This is a genomic window from Leucobacter sp. CX169, from assembly GCF_017161405.1.
Classification (GTDB): Bacteria; Actinomycetota; Actinomycetes; order Actinomycetales; family Microbacteriaceae; genus Cx-87.
In genome coordinates, this window is the sequence record NZ_CP071051.1 from 458,439 (window position 1) to 476,917 (window position 18,479).

The 18,479-nt window shown below is 67.2% G+C and carries 18 protein-coding genes; 14 read left to right on the plus strand and 4 right to left on the minus strand.

Annotation, left to right across the window (positions count from 1 at the left end):
- Positions 1–261 precede the first annotated feature (261 nt).
- The gene (locus JW030_RS01975; protein WP_206348613.1) at positions 262–1,359 is read left to right on the plus strand and encodes an IS30 family transposase; all 1,098 of its coding nucleotides are present in this window, start codon (positions 262–264) and stop codon (positions 1,357–1,359) included.
- 109 nt (positions 1,360–1,468) lie between these two features.
- Here JW030_RS01975 and JW030_RS01980 read toward each other — a convergent pair whose 3' ends face one another.
- Genes JW030_RS01980 through JW030_RS01990 form a run of 3 tightly spaced genes read right to left on the minus strand, consistent with a single transcriptional unit; the run spans position 1,469 to position 4,123 of the window.
- Positions 1,469–2,146 carry a CoA pyrophosphatase gene (locus tag JW030_RS01980; protein ID WP_188046330.1) on the minus strand — a complete coding sequence of 226 codons (678 nt, stop codon included), beginning with the start codon at positions 2,144–2,146 and terminating at the stop codon, positions 1,469–1,471.
- A gap of 54 nt (positions 2,147–2,200) precedes the next feature.
- Entirely contained in the window at positions 2,201–2,482 is a 282-nt protein-coding gene (locus JW030_RS01985) for a hypothetical protein (protein WP_188046331.1), read from the minus strand.
- Between the two features lie 15 nt (positions 2,483–2,497).
- A complete protein-coding gene (locus JW030_RS01990; protein ID WP_223159990.1) occupies positions 2,498–4,123 on the minus strand; it encodes an acyl-CoA carboxylase subunit beta in 1,626 nt (541 codons plus the stop codon).
- Between the two features lie 91 nt (positions 4,124–4,214).
- Here JW030_RS01990 and JW030_RS01995 point away from each other — a divergent pair, with 91 nt between their 5' ends.
- The 5 genes from JW030_RS01995 (at position 4,215) to JW030_RS02015 (ending at position 9,587) form a co-directional block, all read left to right on the plus strand.
- Positions 4,215–5,069 (plus strand): biotin--[acetyl-CoA-carboxylase] ligase, encoded by an 855-nt coding sequence (locus JW030_RS01995; protein WP_188046333.1) that lies wholly within the window; start codon positions 4,215–4,217, stop codon positions 5,067–5,069.
- Between the two features lie 96 nt (positions 5,070–5,165).
- Positions 5,166–5,777 carry a PH domain-containing protein gene (locus tag JW030_RS02000; protein WP_188046334.1) on the plus strand — a complete coding sequence of 204 codons (612 nt, stop codon included), beginning with the start codon at positions 5,166–5,168 and terminating at the stop codon, positions 5,775–5,777.
- A gap of 153 nt (positions 5,778–5,930) precedes the next feature.
- Entirely contained in the window at positions 5,931–6,671 is a 741-nt protein-coding gene (locus tag JW030_RS02005) for an ATP-binding cassette domain-containing protein (protein WP_188046335.1), read from the plus strand.
- Positions 6,668–8,887 (plus strand): YhgE/Pip domain-containing protein, encoded by a 2,220-nt coding sequence (locus JW030_RS02010; RefSeq protein ID WP_241095508.1) that lies wholly within the window; start codon positions 6,668–6,670, stop codon positions 8,885–8,887. The genes JW030_RS02005 and JW030_RS02010 overlap by 4 nt, the downstream gene beginning before the upstream one ends.
- Before the next feature lie 91 nt (positions 8,888–8,978).
- Positions 8,979–9,587 carry a TetR/AcrR family transcriptional regulator gene (locus tag JW030_RS02015; protein WP_188046336.1) on the plus strand — a complete coding sequence of 203 codons (609 nt, stop codon included), beginning with the start codon at positions 8,979–8,981 and terminating at the stop codon, positions 9,585–9,587.
- Here JW030_RS02015 and JW030_RS02020 read toward each other — a convergent pair whose 3' ends face one another.
- Entirely contained in the window at positions 9,588–10,187 is a 600-nt protein-coding gene (locus JW030_RS02020) for a YqaJ viral recombinase family protein (protein ID WP_188046337.1), read from the minus strand.
- Between the two features lie 92 nt (positions 10,188–10,279).
- Here JW030_RS02020 and JW030_RS02025 point away from each other — a divergent pair, with 92 nt between their 5' ends.
- From JW030_RS02025 to JW030_RS02060, 8 genes are all read left to right on the plus strand, one after another.
- The gene (locus tag JW030_RS02025) at positions 10,280–11,005 is read left to right on the plus strand and encodes a response regulator transcription factor (protein ID WP_370566978.1); all 726 of its coding nucleotides are present in this window, start codon (positions 10,280–10,282) and stop codon (positions 11,003–11,005) included.
- Between the two features lie 21 nt (positions 11,006–11,026).
- A complete protein-coding gene (locus tag JW030_RS02030) occupies positions 11,027–12,550 on the plus strand; it encodes a cell wall metabolism sensor histidine kinase WalK (protein ID WP_188046339.1) in 1,524 nt (507 codons plus the stop codon).
- Positions 12,551–12,752: 202 nt separating this feature from the next.
- A complete protein-coding gene (gene rplJ / locus JW030_RS02035) occupies positions 12,753–13,268 on the plus strand; it encodes a 50S ribosomal protein L10 (protein WP_188046340.1) in 516 nt (171 codons plus the stop codon).
- A gap of 71 nt (positions 13,269–13,339) precedes the next feature.
- A complete protein-coding gene (rplL, locus tag JW030_RS02040; protein ID WP_188046341.1) occupies positions 13,340–13,717 on the plus strand; it encodes a 50S ribosomal protein L7/L12 in 378 nt (125 codons plus the stop codon).
- 245 nt (positions 13,718–13,962) lie between these two features.
- Positions 13,963–15,699 carry an ABC transporter ATP-binding protein gene (locus tag JW030_RS02045; protein ID WP_188046342.1) on the plus strand — a complete coding sequence of 579 codons (1,737 nt, stop codon included), beginning with the start codon at positions 13,963–13,965 and terminating at the stop codon, positions 15,697–15,699.
- A 2-nt stretch (positions 15,700–15,701) separates the two neighbouring features.
- On the plus strand, positions 15,702–17,783 hold the full coding sequence (locus tag JW030_RS02050) for an ABC transporter ATP-binding protein (RefSeq protein WP_188046343.1): 2,082 nt from the start codon (positions 15,702–15,704) through the stop codon (positions 17,781–17,783).
- Positions 17,770–18,063, plus strand: coding sequence for a hypothetical protein (locus tag JW030_RS02055; RefSeq protein WP_188046344.1), 294 nt, complete (start codon positions 17,770–17,772; stop codon positions 18,061–18,063). Before JW030_RS02050 ends, JW030_RS02055 begins: the two co-directional genes overlap by 14 nt.
- A 257-nt stretch (positions 18,064–18,320) precedes the next feature.
- Positions 18,321–18,476: a hypothetical protein gene (locus JW030_RS02060; protein WP_188046345.1), complete on the plus strand. Its 156-nt coding sequence runs from the start codon at positions 18,321–18,323 to the stop codon at positions 18,474–18,476.
- The last annotated feature ends 3 nt before the right edge of the window (positions 18,477–18,479 follow it).

The window sequence follows — 18,479 nt, forward strand, 5'->3', positions numbered from 1 at the left end:
GCGTCCCGCAGATTGCCCCAGGTGAGCCATACCCCTGGCTTTCCCCGTCGAGACGTCTCAATCTGCTGCATCCGGCGAGGCGGTCTCAGATAGCTAGCGCAACACTCTTCCGGAAGGACGTGTGTTGTGGGAATAAAGATCCCCTGGGAAATGCGGGCAGCTGCGTATGGGCTGCTCATTCGTGGAGTTTCCGCGCAGGATATCCATACTGAGCTGGGGTTGAGCGCGACAGCGGTGAAGCGATGGGCAATGCTTGCTGGCATGAATTTCATTTCTCCAAAGCTGGGTGGCGGGGTCGTCTCTATGCCGATGAGTGCGACGATTCCGGCCGCGCAAGGCCAGTCATATCGTCGACTGACGTTGGCTGGCCGGTCGTTTATTCAGGTGGCGCGGTCGCTGACTCTGCCGCTCGGGGTTCGGGAAATTGCTCGGGAACTCAAGGTGAGTCCATCGACCGTGTCACGCGAGATCAGCAAGCACGTTGTTGAGGACTGGGGAGACGAGCATTACAACGCTGAGCTCGCCCACTACCAGGCGCTGGTGTTGCGGCCCCGTCCTCGGGCGGGGAAACTCACTGCCCCTGAGCTGCGGGCCGAGGTCGTGGCACGATTGAACGACAAGTACTCGCCTGAGCAAGTCGCGGGCGAGCTACGCCTCGAGTTCCCCGACCGGCCGGAGATGCACGTGTCCCACGAGACGATCTACCAGGCACTCTACGTTCAGGGCAAGGGAGCGCTACGGCACGAGCTCACGGTTGAGAAAGCGTTGCGGTCGGGGCGCACGACACGCAAACCACAGTCAAAGCTTCCCGCCCGCAACAGTCGTCCCTGGCTTGAGGGCGCCCGTTTGAGTGAGCGTCCTGCGGAGGTGAACGATCGCGCGGTTCCCGGGCATTGGGAGGGGGATCTGGTGGTTGGTCCGGGGAACTCGGGCATCGTGACCCTGGCAGAGCGGACCACACGCGCCACGTTGATCGGTCGTCTCCCGGGCAGGCGTGACAGCGCGACCGTCATGGACGTGTTGTCGAGCATGATCCAGGGCCTCCCGAAAGAGCTGATGCGCACGATCACTTGGGATCAAGGGTCTGAAATGGCGTCTCACGCGAAGTTCACGGTCGCGACGGGCTGCCCGATCTATTTTTGTGATCCACACTCGCCTTGGCAGCGCGGAACGAACGAGAACACGAACGGGCTGATTCGGGATTTCTATCCCAAGAGCACGAACTTCAATGAGGTCAGTGACGAGGAACTCGCGGAAACGCAGCGGCTGCTCAATATTCGGCCCCGCCGCATTCACGGATATCGCAAACCAGCTGTCATGCTGGACGAACTCATTCGCAGTGTTGCGCTAACAACCTGAGACCACCCGACGCGAAGGCGCAGATTGAGACGTCTCGATGGGGATTGTCGAGGCTTGGGAAGGGTGCGGGTGCGGGGCCGGGCAGTGGGGGCGAGGCGACTCGAGCTGGCTAGCCCGTCACCGGGAGTTCCCGCGCCCGGTCCCACGGCTCGGCCCAGCCGAGCTCGGTGAAGAGGGTCGAGAGCAGGATCCCGGTGAAGCCCCACACAACGTGGCCGCGGACGAGAAACGCGTCCGAGCGAAAGACTCGCTCGCCGTAGCGCAGCACTGCGGTGCCGCGGTTCGCGGGGTCGAGCAGCTCGGCGACCGGGGCCCGGAATACCTCGACGGCCTCGGTGTGGTCGACGACCGCGACCGAGCTGGGCCGCGACCACCAGCCAATCACCGGGGTGACGAGGTTGTTGCTCACGACGATGGGTATTTCGGGCAGGGTGCCGAGCACGGTGACGCCGCTCGGGTCGAGGCCGGTCTCCTCGGCGGCCTCGCGCAGCGCGGTGCCGGCCGAGTCCGCGTCGCCAGGTTCGACCCCGCCGCCGGGGAATGAGATCTGCCCCGGGTGGTGGCGCATGGTGTCGGCGCGCCGGGTGAGCAGTACGTCCAGCTCGCGCGGCACGCTACTGGCAGCCGTGTTCGCGGCCACTTGATCGAGGGCGCCGAACAGGATCAACACCGCCGAGCTGCGCACGCCCCGGTCGCCCGGGGCCCCTTGGGGTGGGACGGCGAAGTGGACGCCGCGGTCGAGCAGCGCCTCGAGCTCAGCTCGCGCATCTGCCACGGAACGCACCATGGCCTCAGCCTACGCCGCGCGGGCGTCCGGCGGCGAGAGGCGGCAGGATCCTGCCTAGCCTCCGAGGACCTCGTTGATTCCCTCGGGGGTGCGCTGCGAGCGAGCCCAGGGGTCGCGATCGCGGCGCTCGACCCGGCGCACGCGCTGGGACTCTTCGGCGCGCACCTCTGCGAGCACGGCAATGACCGCCGCTCGCTCCTCGTCACTGGTGCCGCGGGTCACGAAGGTGATGCCGTCGCCCGTGAGCGCGTCGTCGGTCACGCCCATGGTGCCGCGCAGGGCGGCGTCGCGGGCGGCCGCGTCGGGGGCGAGCCCCGCCTCGTTGCTGTCGCTCATGTCAGTCCGTCCCGCCTAGAGCGGGATGTTCCCGTGCTTCTTGGCGGGCTGCTCGGTGCGCTTGCCGCGGAGGCCGCGGAGCGCCTTGATGACGGCGAGGCGGCTGCCGGCGGGCTCGAGGACGTTGTCCAGCTCGCCGCGCTCGGCCGCGAGGAACGGGCTGGCGACGTTGTAGGTGTACGCCTCCGAGAGCTCCTTGCGCAGCGCGTCGACGTCGCGCCCCTCGGCGGCGGCCTGGGCCAGCTCCTTGCGGTACAGGATGTTGACGGCGCCCTGGCCGCCCATCACGGCGATCTCGGCGGTCGGCCACGCGATGTTGATGTCGGCGCCGATCTGCTTCGAGCCCATCACGATGTACGCCCCGCCGTACGCCTTGCGCGTGATAATCGTCACGAGCGGCACGGTCGCCTCGGCATAGGCATAAAGCAGCTTCGCACCGCGGCGGATGACGCCCGACCACTCCTGGTCGGTGCCGGGCAGGTAGCCGGGAACGTCGACGAGGGTGAGGATCGGGATCGAGAAGGCGTCGCACAGGCGCACGAAGCGCGCGGCCTTCTCGCCGGCGTCGATGTTCAGCGTGCCGGCCATCTGGTTCGGCTGGTTCGCGATGATGCCGACGCTGCGGCCCTCGACGCGGCCAAAGCCGATCAGAATGTTCGGTGCGAACAAGGGCTGCACCTCGAGGAACTCGCCCGAGTCAAGGATCGCCTCAATGACGATCTTCATGTCGTAGGGCTGGTTCGGGCTGTCGGGGATGACCGTGTTCAGCTTGCGGTCGGCGTCGGTGATCTCGAGCGCGGTGTCGCTGTCGTAGATCGGGGCCTCGGCCATGTTGTTGTCGGGAAGGTAGCTGATGAGCGCGCGCGCATAGTCGAGCGCGTCGTGCTCATCGCTCGCGAGGAAGTGCGAGACGCCGCTGATCTTGTTGTGCGTCAGCGCGCCGCCGAGCTCTTCGAAGCCGACCTCTTCGCCCGTGACCGTCTTGATGACGTCGGGGCCGGTCACGAACATGTGGCTGGTCTTGTCGACCATGATCACGAAGTCGGTGAGCGCGGGGGAGTACACGGCGCCGCCGGCGGCCGGGCCCATCACGATGGAGATCTGCGGGATGACGCCCGAGCACATAGTGTTCAGGCGGAAGATCTCGGCGTACTTGCCGAGGGCGACCACGCCCTCCTGGATGCGGGCGCCGCCCGAGTCGAGAATGCCCAGGATTGGGGCGCCCGTCTTCAGTGCGAAGTTCATCGCCTTGATGATCTTTTCGCCGGCGACCTCGCCGAGCGAGCCACCGAAGGTGGTGAAGTCCTGCGAGTACACGACCACGTTGCGGCCGTGAATCGTGCCGGCGCCCGTGACGACCGCGTCACCGAAGGGGCGGTTGCTGTCCATGCCGAAGGCGTGGGTGCGGTGCTTCACGTACTTGTCGAACTCGACGAACGAGCCCGGGTCGAGCAGCTCGTTGATGCGCTCGCGTGCGGTCATCTTGCCGCGCGGGTGCTGCTTGGCAGCAGCCTGGGCGTCGCGGTCTCCGACGGCCTCCTGGTACTTGCGACGGTGGTCGGCGATGCGCGCGGCCGTCGTCGTCAGGGGCTCGGCGGTCGCGTTCTCGGGGGTAGCGTCAGGGGCAGTCACGTCAGTCAGCCTACCGCGCAGTACATGCGCAACTCAGGAGATGTCCTCCAAGGGAATCCGGAAAGTGTTCGAGGGTTTCGCCAACTCGTACACTGCGGGTATGGAACTCCCTCGCTCACGCGCCGCCCTGCCCGAGGTCATTTGGCTCGAAGAGGCCCCCTCGACCAACCAGTCGCTGCGCGAGCTTCGGGCGGCGCGGCCCGATGCGCCACACGGCACCGCGATCGCCACCGCCACGCAGACCGCTGGGCGCGGGCGCCTGGGGCGCGAGTGGGACACCCCAAGCGGCGCCGCGCTTGCCGTGTCGTTTCTCATCCGAAACGTTTCGATTGAGGGGGGCGCGGGCGCGCTGGGGGTCGGCTGGCTTCCGCTGCTCGCCGGCTCGGCCGTGGCCGCGGCGGTGCGGGCGGAACTCCCGGGCGCGCGCGTCGCGGTGAAGTGGCCGAACGACGTGCACGTGTTCGATCTCGGGCAGGATCCCGCCGAGCGTGGCGGAATCGGACGAAAGATTTGCGGGATCCTGTGCGAGCTGCTGCCCGGATTCATCGATGGCACGGGTGATGCGATCGTGGGTGCCGGGGTGAACCTGCTGATTCCGCGGGACGCGCTGCCCACCGAGCGGGCGACGTCGCTTGCGGCCGAGGGCGCGCCCGGGGCCGTGGCCGCCACCGTGGATGACCCGGCGGGCGCCGAGCTGTTCGACCGGGTGCTCGCGACGGCGGGCACGGAGCTGCTGCGGCTCGCCCGCCTGGCGCAGACCGACGCCGATGCGGCGCGTGCCCGGGTAATCGCCGACTCGGCAACCCTCGGGGCGCACGTGCGAGCGCATCTCCCTGGTGGCGAGGTCGTCCAGGGGCTCGCTCGCGCGCTCGCGGCGGACGGATCGCTGATTGTGGAGCGCGAAGGGCGGGAGCCCCTCACCGTTTCCGCCGGCGACGTCGAGCACCTGCGGTAGCCCCGGGGCAACCGCCGCGCTCGATCGCGCTCTCTGAGCTGAAGTTCACGGCGCGCGCGGAGGCTCAACCTCGGCGCGTCCGACACAATAGAAGGCATGTCGAACCGTGAGGAGCGCGCCGCATTGCGGGTCGCCGAAGTGGAGGCCTCGCTGGGCCCCGCAACGGCCGCCCACCTGCGCCCCGAGGTCGTCGTGCTGCGGGTGCGACGTCACGCGCGTCACCTCGCGTGGGTCGCCCTCGCGCTCGTCGTGATCGCCGCCGCCGCCGGAGTGTTCATCGGCCGCTTCGACGAACCCTGGCAGAACCTCCTGGCGGTACTCGGCGCGGGTCTCGCGCTCTTGCTCTTCGTGGTCCTCCCATTTCTCGCCTGGCTCGCACAGACGGACACCATCACGTCGCGGCGAGTGATCGTGCGCTCGGGGTTCTTCGTGCGCCACCGCCAGGAAGTGTCACTGGGGCGCATCCGCGAGGTGCGCTCGCGCCGCACGCTCGGCCAGCGCATGTGGGCCGCGGGCGACGTCGAGCTGCTCGTAGGCGCCGAGGCACCCCTCGTGCTGCGCGATGTGCCGCAGGTCGAGCGCATGGTCGACGCTCTGCATGAGCTCATTGAGCGCAGCTATGCGCTCGACCGCCTCGCCCCGAACGCGACTTCCGCCCTGGGTGTCCACGGGATGCCCGGCGAGACCGGCGACACCGCGCGAATTTAGCGCGTACGAGCTCGCGTACCTCTCACCGCCCGCCGTGCCGCGGCGGCGCTCTGGCGTGCCCAGGCAGTGCCTTGCGATTTCCCTCGATCCGATTTAAACTGACTGGTCAGTACAAATCAGGAGTTCCCGGTGACCCCGGGGAGAGGACCAATCGTGACCATCATCCGAACCGACGAGCTGCGTCTCGCCACCCGACGCGGGCCCGTCTTTGGACCTGTGAGCTTCGTGAGCGACACCCCGCTCACGGTCATCGCGGGCGCCCCGGGCAGCGGTCGCACCCCGCTGCTGCTCACTCTTGCCGGACGGATGCGCCCAAGCGGAGGCTCCGTCAGCGTGCTCGGCGACGAGCTGCCGCACGACCTCCGCGCGCTCCAGCGCCGCGCCGCGATCGCGGGCTTCCACGAGATCGATGATCTCGAAGACACGGTGACGCTCGCCCAGACCATCGCCGAGCGTCGTGCCTGGCTGGCCCCCTGGTGGGCGCCGAAGCGTCGCGCCAGTGAGGACGACGTGCGCGCCGCGCTCGCGCCGGTCTTCGCCCCGGCGGCAGGATCCGCGCCGACCGGCGGAACTCTCGTCCGCGACCTCGACGAGCTCAGCCGGGCGCGCCTGCAGCTCGCCCTCGCGCTCCTCGCGGAGCCCGAACTGCTCGTCTATGACGGCGCCGACCGTCTGCAGTCCGAGGCGGACCGCGCCGCGATCTGGGCGACGCTCGCTCGCATCGCCGCGACCGGCGTTCGGGTGATCGCTTCCGGCACCGAAAGCGCCGCCCGCACCGCGCGGGCCGAGGCAGCTGCCGCGAACGTGCCCTGTACCGTGGCCTGGCTCACCCCGGCCGAGGCCGCGACCTCCCCGGTGTCGACCCTGACCGCAGAGCAGGTGAGCGCGCGATGATGTCGATGTTCTCCCCGGGCACCGAGCTCAAGCGCTTCCGTCACGGGGTGCTGCCAAAGGTCGCCGTCGCCGTGTTGCTCTTCATTCCGCTGATCTATGGCGCGCTCTACCTCTGGGCATTCTGGAACCCGACGGGCGAGATGACCAACCTGCCCGTCGCCCTGGTGAACGAGGACCGGGGCGCCACACGCGACGGCGAGGCTCTCGATCTCGGCGACGATGTGGTGGCAGAGCTCGTCGACTCTGCCGACCTCGGGTGGGTCGAGACCGACGCGGCCGATGCCGCGCGCGGCGTCGCGGACGGCAGCTACTACTTCTCGGTCACCTTGCCCGCGAACTTCTCGAAGGATGCGATCTCGGTCGGAACCGACGGGCCGCGCCAGGCGAGCATCGACGTCGAGTACAACGACGCCAACGGCTTTCTCGCGACCACGATGGGCAAGCAGGGCATGACCCAGCTCCGCGACGCCGTCGCCGAACAGGTGAGCGCGCAGACCGCCGACGCGATGCTCGTCGGCTTGAACGAGGCGGGCGACGGGATCCGTCAGGCCGCCGATGGCGCGGGCACCCTCGCCGACGGGCTCCAGACCGCATCCGACGGAGTGGGCACGCTCGCCGCGTCGCTCGGCACACTGAGTTCGGGCGCGAGCCAGGTGGCCGACGGCGTCGGCACGCTGCGCACGAAGTACGGCGCCGCGGTCGCGGGATCCGGCCAGGTAGCAGACGGTGCGACGCAACTCGCCGACGGAATGCGTGCGGCAGCGAGCGGCGCGAGCACGCTCAACACCGGCCTCGTCGATCTCGCGGCCGGGGCTGCCCAGGTCGAGACGGGCGTGCGCGAGGTCACTGGCCTTGCCGGCACACTGGTAGAACAGGCGCCGACCCTCGCGAACGGCACTGCCGGTCTCGCGGCGGGTTCGTCGCAGCTCGCCGACGGCGCCGGGTCGGTCGCGGCCGGGGCGAGCGGGGTCGAGGCCGGCTTCGCCGACCTCGCCGCGCAGATCGCGGCGGCACCGGCTGGCACCCCGGCGAGCGATTTCTTGCCGGCGCTGCAGGGGCTTAGTGCCGGCGCGCACAGTGTCTCGACCGGAGCGGGCAGCCTGTCCGCATCGAGCGTGACCCTGCGCGACAACATCGCCACGTTGAACTCGAGCGTCCAGGCGCTCGTGGGGCAGCTGGCGAGTGCCGACCCCACGAAGCTTGCGCAGCTGAACGACGGTGCACACGCGGTCGCGGACGGCGTGGCGAAGGCGCGCGACGGTTCGGCAACCCTTGCCTCGAGCCTCGGCGCGGGTTCGGGCGGCGCGGCGACCCTCGCAAACGGAGCCGGCACCCTCGCCGGATCGCTCGCGGCGGGGAGCCCCGACATCACCCGGCTCGACACGGGCGCCACGGCTGTGGCAGACGGCGCCGGGAAGATCCTGACGGGGGCGGGCACCCTCGGCGACGGGGCCACGCGCCTCGCGACCGGCGCGGACCAGCTGCACACCAGCCTGGCCGAGGGCGGGGAGCGGATCCCCAGCCTGACGCAGACGGAGATCGCGGGCCGCGCAGACATCGCTGCGGCGCCGATCGCGCTTGAAGAGGCGAACGCGGCCGAGGCTGGGGGATTCGGCGAGGGCTTCGCGCCCTTTTTCATTGCCCTGGCGACCTTCGTCGGTGCGCTGATCACCTGGCTGATCCTGCGTCCGCTGCCGCAGCGCGCGCTCGCCGCAGGTGCGAGCGGACTGCGCGCGGTGCTGACCGGCTTCGTGCCCGCGGTGGTCATCGGCGTCGGCCAGGTCGTCATCATGATGCTGGTGCTCGTCTACGGCATCGGCCTCGAACCCACGCACTGGGTGGGCACGACGCTGTTCATGCTGCTGGTGACCCTGGCCTTCATGGCGCTGCAGCAGATGTTCATCGTGCTGTTCGGGTCGGCGGCCGGCCGCGTGATCAGCCTCGTGCTCCTCATGCTGCAGCTGAGTTCGTCGGGCGGCACCTACCCCGTCGAGACGACGCCCGGATTCTTCCAGGCGCTGCACCCATTCATGCCGGCGAGCTGGGTCGTCGACGGGCTGCGCCAGCTCATCACCGGCGGCATCGACGGCCGGCTCCTCGGTTCGATCCTGGTCATGGCCGGGATCCTGATCGGCTCGCTCGCGGTGAGCTCGTGGAGCGCGGCGCGGCAGCGGGTGTGGAGCATGAAGCGGCTCTACCCCGAGCTCGTGATCTAGCGGGCCGGGCGGGCTGGCAGGACCCGGTGATCTAGCCTGGGATGGTGGAAGCTCAGCTTCCCCATCCCAGGCGAGCGAAAGGCAGAACCTCATGGCGGAACCCGCACCCACTCGCCGCACCTCGCCGACGAAGCGCGCGATTCTCGACGCGGCGCTCGAGCTGGCGTCGGCGCGAGGCATCACGGGGACGTCGATGGACGACGTGGCGCAGCTGGCGGGGGTCGCCAAAGGCAGTCTGTACTACAACTTCTCCTCGAAGGACCGTCTCTTCGAGGTGCTGCTCGAGGAAGGCATCGTGGCGGTCGCCGCGCGCCTGTCCGAGCGATCGGCCGGGCTCTCGGGACAGGAGGCGCTTCGCGCGCTCGTCGCCGGCGTGATCACCCTCACGCAAGAGAATACGGAGTTCGCGAAGCTGATGGCGGCCGAGCTTTTCCGCATGGACCGCAGCTGGCAGCAGTCGTTTGCGGCGCTGCGCCACGAGGTGCTCGGGCTGTTCGCGACGGCACTCGATGCTGCGGCTGTTGAGAACGGGGCAGGATCCGCGTCGACGCCGCGCCCGGCGAGGCTGATCGGCGCGGCGGGCGTGTTTGGCGCCTCGCTGCTCGCGGGCCTCGAGTGGCTCGTGTTTGAGCCTGACCTGCCCCGCGAAACGGTCGTCGAGGCCGTGCTCGCGCAGCTGTCGCTGAGCGGCGAGCGGTAGCTAGCTGGTTCGTTTGATGAGCGTGTCGATCATCTGGCCCGCGAGTCCGACGAGATGTGCGATCTCGTTCTCGTCGCGGTCGACCCAGCGGCATTCGGGGTCACCGACGGGCACGAAGTTCTCGTGTCGTTCCCACACCACGAGGGTGCGTTCCGCGCCGAGCACATACTGCTGCCACCACACCTGGCGCAGGTAGTTGCGGGGGATCGAACGCCACACCTTATTCGTCGTCTTGATCTCGGCCAGCTCGAGCACGCCGTCCGCGCGTTCGCCAATGCCGTCGGGCGTCGCGAGGTGTCGGATGTCGCCGGGGGCGTGGAAAAGTGCCGAGCTCGACTCGATGCGGTACCCGTCGCGCACCCAGGCGGCAATCTCGGGCTCCCGGGCCTTGCCGTGGTCGGTAAACGCGTTTCCGCTAAAGCCCGTCCCGTGCAGCTTCGCCCAAGCGGCGCTGTCGATGGACTTGGGCGTCGAAAGCTTCGCAACATCCGTCGCGGTAATGCCACGCGCCCGGGCTCGCATCCATGCGACACGGTCTGTTCCGTCTGTGACGAGACGCCGTCGGTAGGCGAAATCAGGCTGAGTCGGCGGAGTGGACATGGGTTCCATTCTCCCACCTACGAAGCAGTCGGAAACCTTCGAGCGGATTCATAGCCTTTAGCCGGACAATGAGGCTCATGTTGGGGAGCACATTGTCTAAGGCAAATGGAGAGAAGATCAGGGCACTCGTTGTTGACGACGAGGAGTCCCTGTCAAGTCTGCTCGCGATGGCGCTGCGCTACGAGGGATGGGACGTATCGACGGCCGCTAGCGGACAAGAGGCGCTCGCTGCGGTGCGGTCGTTCGAGCCCGACATCATGGTGCTCGATATCATGCTGCCCGATCTCGATGGCATGCAGGTGCTTTCGCGGCTGCGCGCCGAGGGGTCGACGATCCCGGTGCTGTTCTTGACGGCTCGCGACTCGGTCGATGATCGCGTGGCCGGGCTGACCGCGGGCGGGGACGACTACGTCACCAAGCCGTTCAGTCTCGAGGAAGTGGTGGCTCGGCTGCGCGGCCTCGTGCGGCGTTCCCTGCTTGCGCTTGCCCAGGCACCCGATCCGGTGCTGCGTGTGGGAGACCTCACGCTGAACGAGGAAAGCTACGAGGTGGCGCGCGGGGGCGAGCTGATCGAGCTCACGAGCACCGAGTTCGAGCTGCTGCGCTACCTCATGCGCAACCCGCGCCGGGTCGTCAGCAAGGCCCAGATCCTGGATCGGGTCTGGAGCTACGACTTCTCGGGCAAGCCGACCGTCGTCGAGCTCTACATCTCGTACCTGCGCAAGAAGGTCGACGCGAACCGCGAGCCCATGATTCACACCGTCCGCGGTGCCGGATACCTGCTGAAGCCGGCGGGCAATAGCCCGGCCGACAGCTAGACACGGCCCCACGAGGAGAAGATGACGGCGGAACGTGCGTCGCGGGCACGCCGCGTCCTCTCGCTGCGGGCGCGCCTGCTGATTGCGAGCTCAATGCTCGCGGCTCTCGCGATCCTGACTGTCGGCGGAATCGCCGTGGGGGAACTGCAGCGCAGCCTCTCCGCGCAGGTGGACAACCAGCTTGAGCACGCCTTCGGTCGCGCGGCAGATGTCGTCGCCGGTGCCGGCCCGACGTCGCTCTGGTCGACGCAGGGTCCGCTTGACGCGACGACGGTGCTGCAGGGCCCGGCCCAGGCGCCCGGAACCCTCGCCGTCGTACTGCGCGAGGGGACGCTCACCGGCGGCACGATCGGCCAGGAGGGCGAGGTGCTGCCGCTGCCGCGCGACATCCTCGATGGGCTCGTCGGGCTGCCCCTCGACGGCACGATGCACACGCTCGAGCTCGGCCCCGAATCCGGCAATTACCGTCTGATCGCCGGACAGGCCGATCGCACGACTGTCGTCGTCGGGCTCCCGCTTGCCCCGGTCGAAGCGACGAGCGCGCGCATTGCACTGACAGTCGGGCTGAGCACGGCCGTGGCGGTCCTCGCGATGCTGGTGGTCGGCTCACTGATGATCCGGCGGAGCCTGCGCCCGCTGGAGACCCTTGCACGCACGGCGGATGAGGCGGCGACGCGGCAGCTTGCCACGGGCGGTGACATCGGTCTCGATCGCATCGACCTGGCCGGGGCAGACCCGCGCAGCGAGGTCGGGCGGGTGCTGACCGCATACAACCGCATGGTCGGAAACGTCGAGGGAGCCCTGCGCGATCGCGAGGAGAGCGAACAGCAGGTGCGCCGGTTCGTCGCTGATGCGAGCCACGAGCTGCGCACCCCGCTCGCCTCAATACGTGGCTACTCGGAGTTCGTCCGGCGGATGGGCTCGAATGACCTTCCCGAGGACATCGTGCGCTCGATTGGCAGGATCGAGGCCGAGTCGCTGCGCATGCAGGCGCTGGTCGAAGACCTCCTGCTACTGACCCGGATCGATCAGGGTCAGGAGCTCCGGCTGCAATCAGTGGACCTCACGGGGGTGCTGCGAAATGCAATCGCGGACGCCGCGATGGCTGATCCGGATCGGACCTGGGTGCTGGAGGGTGCCGAGTTGACCGATCCCGCACCGATCTTCGTGCATGCCGATCCGCACCGCCTGCACCAGGTGTTCGCGAACCTGTTGGGGAATGCGCGAGCGCACACGCCCTCGGGTACGCGGGTGGCGGTACGGGTGCGGATCGACTACGAGGCTGAGCGCGTCGCGGTCGAGATTGCGGACAACGGCCCCGGTATTCCGGCGGACGTCTTGCCACGCGTGTTCGAGCGCTTCGTGCGCGGCGACGCGCAGCGAGTGCGCACGGACGACGGGGGCACCGGCTTGGGGCTGCCTATTGTGGCCGCGCTGGTGCACGCCTTCGGCGGGGAGGTGCGCGCCGCAGGCGGCTCGGGCGGCGCGATCATCACGGTCGAATTGCGGCTGGTTTGCCTGGACGGGCAGAATCCGCTAGGCTGACCCTTGGCCAAAGACCGCTGGTGGTTGTCCGCAAGGACACCGTAACGTTTGCGAAAGCAAAGACCTGCGCAGGTGTGAAAGCAGATTCGCAATGCGAATCACTCGAGCTCTGTGCGTCCGCGCCGGAGCTCTTTTTACTTTCTCCGTGTGTTTGGCCCCCGATTGACATCCGTCGAACGGGTTCCACAAGCTAGGGAGCGCCATGGCGACAAAGGAAGCTACGGTAGCCGACCTTCAGACGAAGTTTGAAGAGTCGACCGCCGTTCTGCTCACCGAGTACCGCGGCCTCACGGTTGCTCAGCTGCGGGAACTCCGCAACAACATCCGTGAGAACGCTACGTACGCCGTGGCGAAGAACACGCTGACCAAGATTGCGGCAAACCGTGCCGGGATCACTGCATTTGATGACGAGCTCGCGGGTCCTTCCGCTCTCGCCTTCGTGCACGGTGACCCGGTTACTGTCGCAAAGGGTCTTCGTGACTTCGCCAAGGCAAACCCTCTTTTGGTGGTGAAGGCAGGCTACTTCGATGGCAAGCCTCTGACCGCCGCTGAGGTAGGTAAGCTCGCCGATCTCGAGAGCCGAGAGGTACTGCTGGCCAAGGCCGCCGGTGCCATGAAGGCCTCGCTGGTTGGAGCCGCTTATCTGTTCAACGCCCCGCTCGCACAGGCCGCTCGCGGCTTCGGTGCGCTGCAGGACAAGCAGGAGGCCGCAGCTTAACTTCGGTTGGCGCGGTTCATTCCATCGCTCGTCACGCAGGTGCGGGCAAACACTGATTAGGGAGATACATCATGGCTAAGCTTTCGACTGAAGAGCTGCTCGAGCAGTTCAAGGGCCTGACCCTCATCGAGCTCTCGGAGTTCGTTAAGGCGTTCGAGGAGACCTTCGAGGTTTCCGCTGCTGCCCCCGTTGCTGTTGCTGCTGCTCCGGCTGCTGCTGCTGAGGTCGTCGAGGAGAAGGATTCCTTCGACGTCGTGCTCAAGGCTGCTGGCGACAAGAAGATCCAGGTCATCAAGACCGTGCGTGAGCTCACCAGCCTCGGCCTGGGCGAAGCAAAGGCACTCGTTGAGGCGGCTCCCACGCCGATCCTCGAGGGCGCTGCCAAGGACGCCGCTGAGGCTGCCAAGGCAAAGCTGGAAGAGGCCGGCGCAACCGTCGAGCTCGTCTAATTTCACTGCTTCAGTAGTGATTTGAGAACGGCCCCACCTTCGGGTGGGGCCGTTTTTGCGTGTGTGTGTCGGGGGTGTGTGCGACGCTGGACACCTGCGAATGTGCAGATTGGATACCCGCAGGGGAGTTCTCGGTGTTGCCTGGTGGTGCGCTGCTAAACTCTCCACTCGCGCCGCACCGTAAGGTCGCAAGCGAGGTGTACCCTGGCCCCTCCTGGCGGCGCGATCAACCCCTAAGGACTCCATTGGCTCTCCTCAAGCTTCTTCTGCGACACGCGAAACCGTTCTGGCCGCTTGTCGTCGCAGTCGTCAGCTTCCAGCTCATCGCGACGCTTGCGGCGCTCTACCTGCCGAGCCTGAACGCCCAGATCATCGACAAGGGCATCGCGCAGGGAGATAGCGCCTTCATCTGGTCGACCGGCATGATCATGCTCGTCGTCTGTCTGGTGAACGTCTTGGCCGCGATCGGCGGCGTGTACTTCGGGGCCCGCACGTCGATGGCGATGGGCCGCAACCTTCGCCGCGAGGTGTACCAGAAGGTCAACTCGCTGACGGTCCTCGAGACGACTCAGATCGGTGCCGGCCCGCTCATCACGCGCGGTACGAACGACGTGCAGCAGGTACAGATGCTTGCGCTGATGACTTTGAACTTCATGGTGTCCACCCCGATCATGTGTATCGGCGGCATCATCATGGCACTGCGCGAGGACCTGGGTTTGTCCTGGCTCGTCTGGACATCGGTCATCGTCCTCTTCGTGGTCGTCGGCTTCCTGGTCTTCCGCCTGCTGCCGCTCTTCCAGACCATGCAGGCACGGGTCGACGACATCAACGGGGTGCTGCGCGAGCAGATTATGGGCATCCGGGTGGTGCGTGCCTTCGTGCGTGAGCCCTTCGAGCTTGAGCGCTATGGCAAGGCCAACCGGGCGATCACCGAAGTTTCCGTCAAGGTCGGCAACCTCTTCGTGCTCATGTTCCCTGTCATCATGATGGTGCTGCACCTCGCGACCGCGGCGGTGCTGTGGTTTGGCGGTCAACGGGTCGATATCGGCGAGATGCAGATCGGCTCGCTCACCGCGTTTCTCCAGTACCTGCTGCAGATCCTCGTCGCTGTGATGATGGGTGTCTTCATGGTCATGATGATTCCGCGCGCCGCGGTGTGCGCCGAGCGTCTGCGCGAGCTTTTCGAGACCGAGTCGACCCAGCAGTTCCCGGCCGTCGAGACCGCGCCCAACCCCACTGCCGGGCGGGTCGAGTTCTCGTCGGTCACCTTCGGATTCCCTGGCGCCGACAGCCCGGTCATCAAGGAGGCTTCGTTTGTCGCCGAGCCGGGCAAGACGACGGCAATTATCGGCTCGACCGGATCCGGCAAGACCACGTTGCTGAACCTGCTGCTTCGCCTCTTTGACCCGCAGAGCGGGACGATTTCGGTCGACGGCACCCCGATCGAGCAGTTCACGCGCGGGCAACTGGCCGGCGCGCTGAGCCTCGTTCCCCAGCGGCCGTACCTGTTCTCGGGCACGATCGGCTCGAACCTGCGCTTCGGACGGGAGAACGCGACCGACGCCGAGTTGTGGGAGGCGCTGCGCGTCGCCCAGAGTGCCGACTTTGTGCGCGAGAAGGAGCTGCAGCTGGACGAGCCCGTCGCGCAGGGTGGCACTAGCGTCTCCGGCGGTCAGCGTCAGCGACTCTCGATCGCGCGGACCCTGGTCGCGCGCCCCCGCGTCTATCTCTTCGACGACTCATTCTCGGCGCTCGACGTCGCGACCGACTCACGCCTGCGGGCCGCCCTGCCCGAAGCGACCGACGGGGCGACCGTCATCATCGTGGCGCAACGTGTCTCGACGATCACCGAGGCCGACCAGATTCTGGTGATGGAGGACGGCGAGATCGTCGACCGCGGCACCCACGAGGAACTGCTGGAAACGAGCTCCGTGTACCAAGAAATTGTCCGATCTCAGCTCGATACGACGGAGGTGGCGTAACCATGGCGAAGCGTTCAGCAGATTCCACCGCCCCCGCGGAGGCGGCCGAGACGGTCGACGAGACCGAGCAGTACATGCCCACCGAGGCCGACGGCGACATGTTCGGCGGCACCCCGGCGCGCAAGCCCAAGCACTTTTGGCCGTCGGCGAAACGCCTGATGGGGCTCCTCAAGCCCGAGAAGTTCTGGTTCAGCATCGTCGTGCTGCTGGTCGTCGGCTCGGTCGTCCTCACCGTGATCGCCCCCAAGATTTTGGGCCAGGCGATGGACGTCATCTTCAACGGCGTGCTCGGCTCACAGCTTCCCGCCGGCGTGCCGCTCACAGACGTCATCGCGGGCCTTCGGGCCTCCGGCGACAACGACTTTGCGAACATGCTGGAGGGCACCACGATCGTGCCGGGCGAAGGGATCGATTTCGGTCTGCTCGGCCGTCTCATCATCATCGTCCTCGCGCTCTACCTGGTCGCGTCGCTCCTGATGTGGCTACAGGGCTACGTCCTCAACGCGCTCGTGATGCGCGTCGTCTACAACCTGCGCCAGGACATCGAGCAGAAGATCAACCGCCTGCCGCTGAGCTACTTCGATTCGCGCCAGCGCGGAGACGTGCTGTCGCGCGTGACGAACGACGTCGACAACATTCAGTCGGCGCTGCAGCAGGCGTTCTCGCAGCTCGTGCAGTCGGTGCTCACGGTGCTCGGTATTGCCGCCATGATGTTCATCGTGTCGTGGCAGCTCGCGCTGATCGCGCTCGTCGCCCTGCCGCTCTCGGCGATCGTTGCCGGCGTCGTCGGTGTGCGTTCGCAGAAGCTCTTCGCTGCGCAGTGGAAGCACACCGGTGAGGTGAACGGCCACATCGAGGAGTCCTTCACAGGCCACGAACTCGTGCGGATCTTCAACCGAGACGACGTCATGACGGAGGAGTTCGACCGTCGCAACGATCAGATGTTCCGCGCCTCGTTTGGAGCGCAGTTCCTGTCAGGAACCATCATGCCCGCGATGCAGTTCGTTTCGTACCTCACGTACGTCGCGGTCGCCGTCGTGGGCGGGCTGCGGGTCGCTGCTGGGCAGATGACGCTCGGCGACGTGACCGCGTTCATCCAATACTCGCGCGAATTCTCGCAGCCGATCGGTGAGATGGCCGGCATCGCGAACATGCTGCAGTCGGGTGTCGCGTCTGCCGAGCGCAGCTTCGAGCTGCTCGACGCCGACGAACAGGATCCGGAGACCGCGACCGACACGTTGCCCGAGCGCACCGATGGGCACGTCGAGTTCGAGCACGTCAGCTTCAGCTACGACCCCGAGACCCCGCTCATCACGGACCTCTCATTTGAGGCTCGCCCGGGTCACACCGTGGCAATTGTGGGACCGACCGGGGCGGGCAAGACGACACTCGTCAATCTCGTCATGCGCTTTTACGAGCTGAACAGCGGCAGGATCCTGCTCGACGGTCGTGACATCACGACCCTCTCGCGGGCCGAGCTGCGTGGACATATCGGCATGGTGCTGCAAGACGCGTTCCTGTTCACGGGCACGATCCGCGAGAACATCCGGTACGGCCGGCTCGACGCGACCGACCAAGAGGTCGTAGACGCCGCGAAGGCCACCATGGTGGATCGCTTCGTGCGTCAGCTGCCCGACGGCTACGACACCGTCCTCGACGAGAACGGCTCGAGCCTGTCGACGGGCGAGCGGCAACTGCTCACGATCGCGCGGGCGTTCATCGCCGCGCCGTCGCTGCTGATCCTCGACGAGGCGACGTCCTCGGTCGACACGCGCACCGAGGTGCTCGTGCAGCAGGCAATGTCGGCGCTGCGCAGCGACCGCACGTCGTTCGTGATCGCGCACCGGCTCTCCACCATTCGCGACGCCGACACCATCCTGATGATGGAGCGCGGACGGATTGTCGAGCAGGGCACGCACGAGCAGCTACTCGCGGCCAAGGGCGCGTACTACACGCTCTACATGACGCAGTTCGCTGGCGTCGACGAGGAAGAGCTGACCGCTACTGCGGAGATCGAGGGGCGGCAGGATCCTGCCGGAGCAGACACCCAGGCGCCGTCCGCGGTTCCGGGTGACGAGTCCTGATTTGCGGGCCGGGGATGGCTTCGAACGCTATCCCCGGCCCGCACTGAGTCGGCAGACCCGCGCGTTTACCCGCGCCTTCGGTATCGGCATCGGCGTGCTGACCGCGACCGTCGGGGCGGTGCTCGTCGTGTCGCGCATCGCCGAAGGCAGCCTCGGCGACGCATCCGTCTCGGCCGCGATCTGCGGGACGATTGCGCTGCTGGGGTTCGGCGTCGTTCCGCAGTCCCATCCGAAGGGGCAATTACGGTACCTGAACTCGATCGTGATGAACTCATGCTGAGCAGCCGACCGCTGACTCCTGGGTGCACGTTGTGACGACTCGCGTCATGCGCATGACGCTGCTGCTCGGGCTGATGTGTGTGGTGCTCGCGGCGGCGGGGTGTGCAGTGTTCGCGGGAGTTCAAGTGTTCGGCTTCATCCCGCAGGTGAATGAAGACATGAGCGAGGCCGGCCCGCTCCTCGGGATGGTCTTCTTCGCGGCACTGTCGGGTGTCGGCGGGTGGATCGTGTACCTCCTGCCCCCTCAACGGGGTGCAGATGCTCGCCGCCGACGGGTATACCGTCCCGACGGACTCGCTCTTCACGGCGCTGCGGTGGTACCACGCGCATCCGGAAGAGCGGCGCGAGCTCGGCCGTGTTGAGGGCCAGCGCCGCATCGAGGGCTGGCGGAAGGATGCGCTGCAGCGGCAGTAGCAC

Excerpts from the sequence above, each read along its gene's own strand:
- JW030_RS01975 (WP_206348613.1), top strand. The coding sequence starts at position 262 with ATGAATTTCATTTCTCCAAAGCTGGGTGGCGGGGTCGTCTCTATGCCG.
- JW030_RS01980 (WP_188046330.1), bottom strand. The coding sequence starts at position 2,146 with ATGGTGCGTTCCGTGGCAGATGCGCGAGCTGAGCTCGAGGCGCTGCTC.
- JW030_RS01985 (WP_188046331.1), bottom strand. The coding sequence starts at position 2,482 with ATGAGCGACAGCAACGAGGCGGGGCTCGCCCCCGACGCGGCCGCCCGC.
- JW030_RS01995 (WP_188046333.1), top strand. The coding sequence starts at position 4,215 with ATGGAACTCCCTCGCTCACGCGCCGCCCTGCCCGAGGTCATTTGGCTC.
- JW030_RS02000 (WP_188046334.1), top strand. The coding sequence starts at position 5,166 with ATGTCGAACCGTGAGGAGCGCGCCGCATTGCGGGTCGCCGAAGTGGAG.
- JW030_RS02010 (WP_241095508.1), top strand. The coding sequence starts at position 6,668 with ATGATGTCGATGTTCTCCCCGGGCACCGAGCTCAAGCGCTTCCGTCAC.
- JW030_RS02015 (WP_188046336.1), top strand. The coding sequence starts at position 8,979 with ATGGCGGAACCCGCACCCACTCGCCGCACCTCGCCGACGAAGCGCGCG.
- JW030_RS02020 (WP_188046337.1), bottom strand. The coding sequence starts at position 10,187 with ATGTCCACTCCGCCGACTCAGCCTGATTTCGCCTACCGACGGCGTCTC.
- JW030_RS02030 (WP_188046339.1), top strand. The coding sequence starts at position 11,027 with ATGACGGCGGAACGTGCGTCGCGGGCACGCCGCGTCCTCTCGCTGCGG.
- rplJ (WP_188046340.1), top strand. The coding sequence starts at position 12,753 with ATGGCGACAAAGGAAGCTACGGTAGCCGACCTTCAGACGAAGTTTGAA.
- rplL (WP_188046341.1), top strand. The coding sequence starts at position 13,340 with ATGGCTAAGCTTTCGACTGAAGAGCTGCTCGAGCAGTTCAAGGGCCTG.
- JW030_RS02050 (WP_188046343.1), top strand. The coding sequence starts at position 15,702 with ATGGCGAAGCGTTCAGCAGATTCCACCGCCCCCGCGGAGGCGGCCGAG.
- JW030_RS02060 (WP_188046345.1), top strand. The coding sequence starts at position 18,321 with ATGCTCGCCGCCGACGGGTATACCGTCCCGACGGACTCGCTCTTCACG.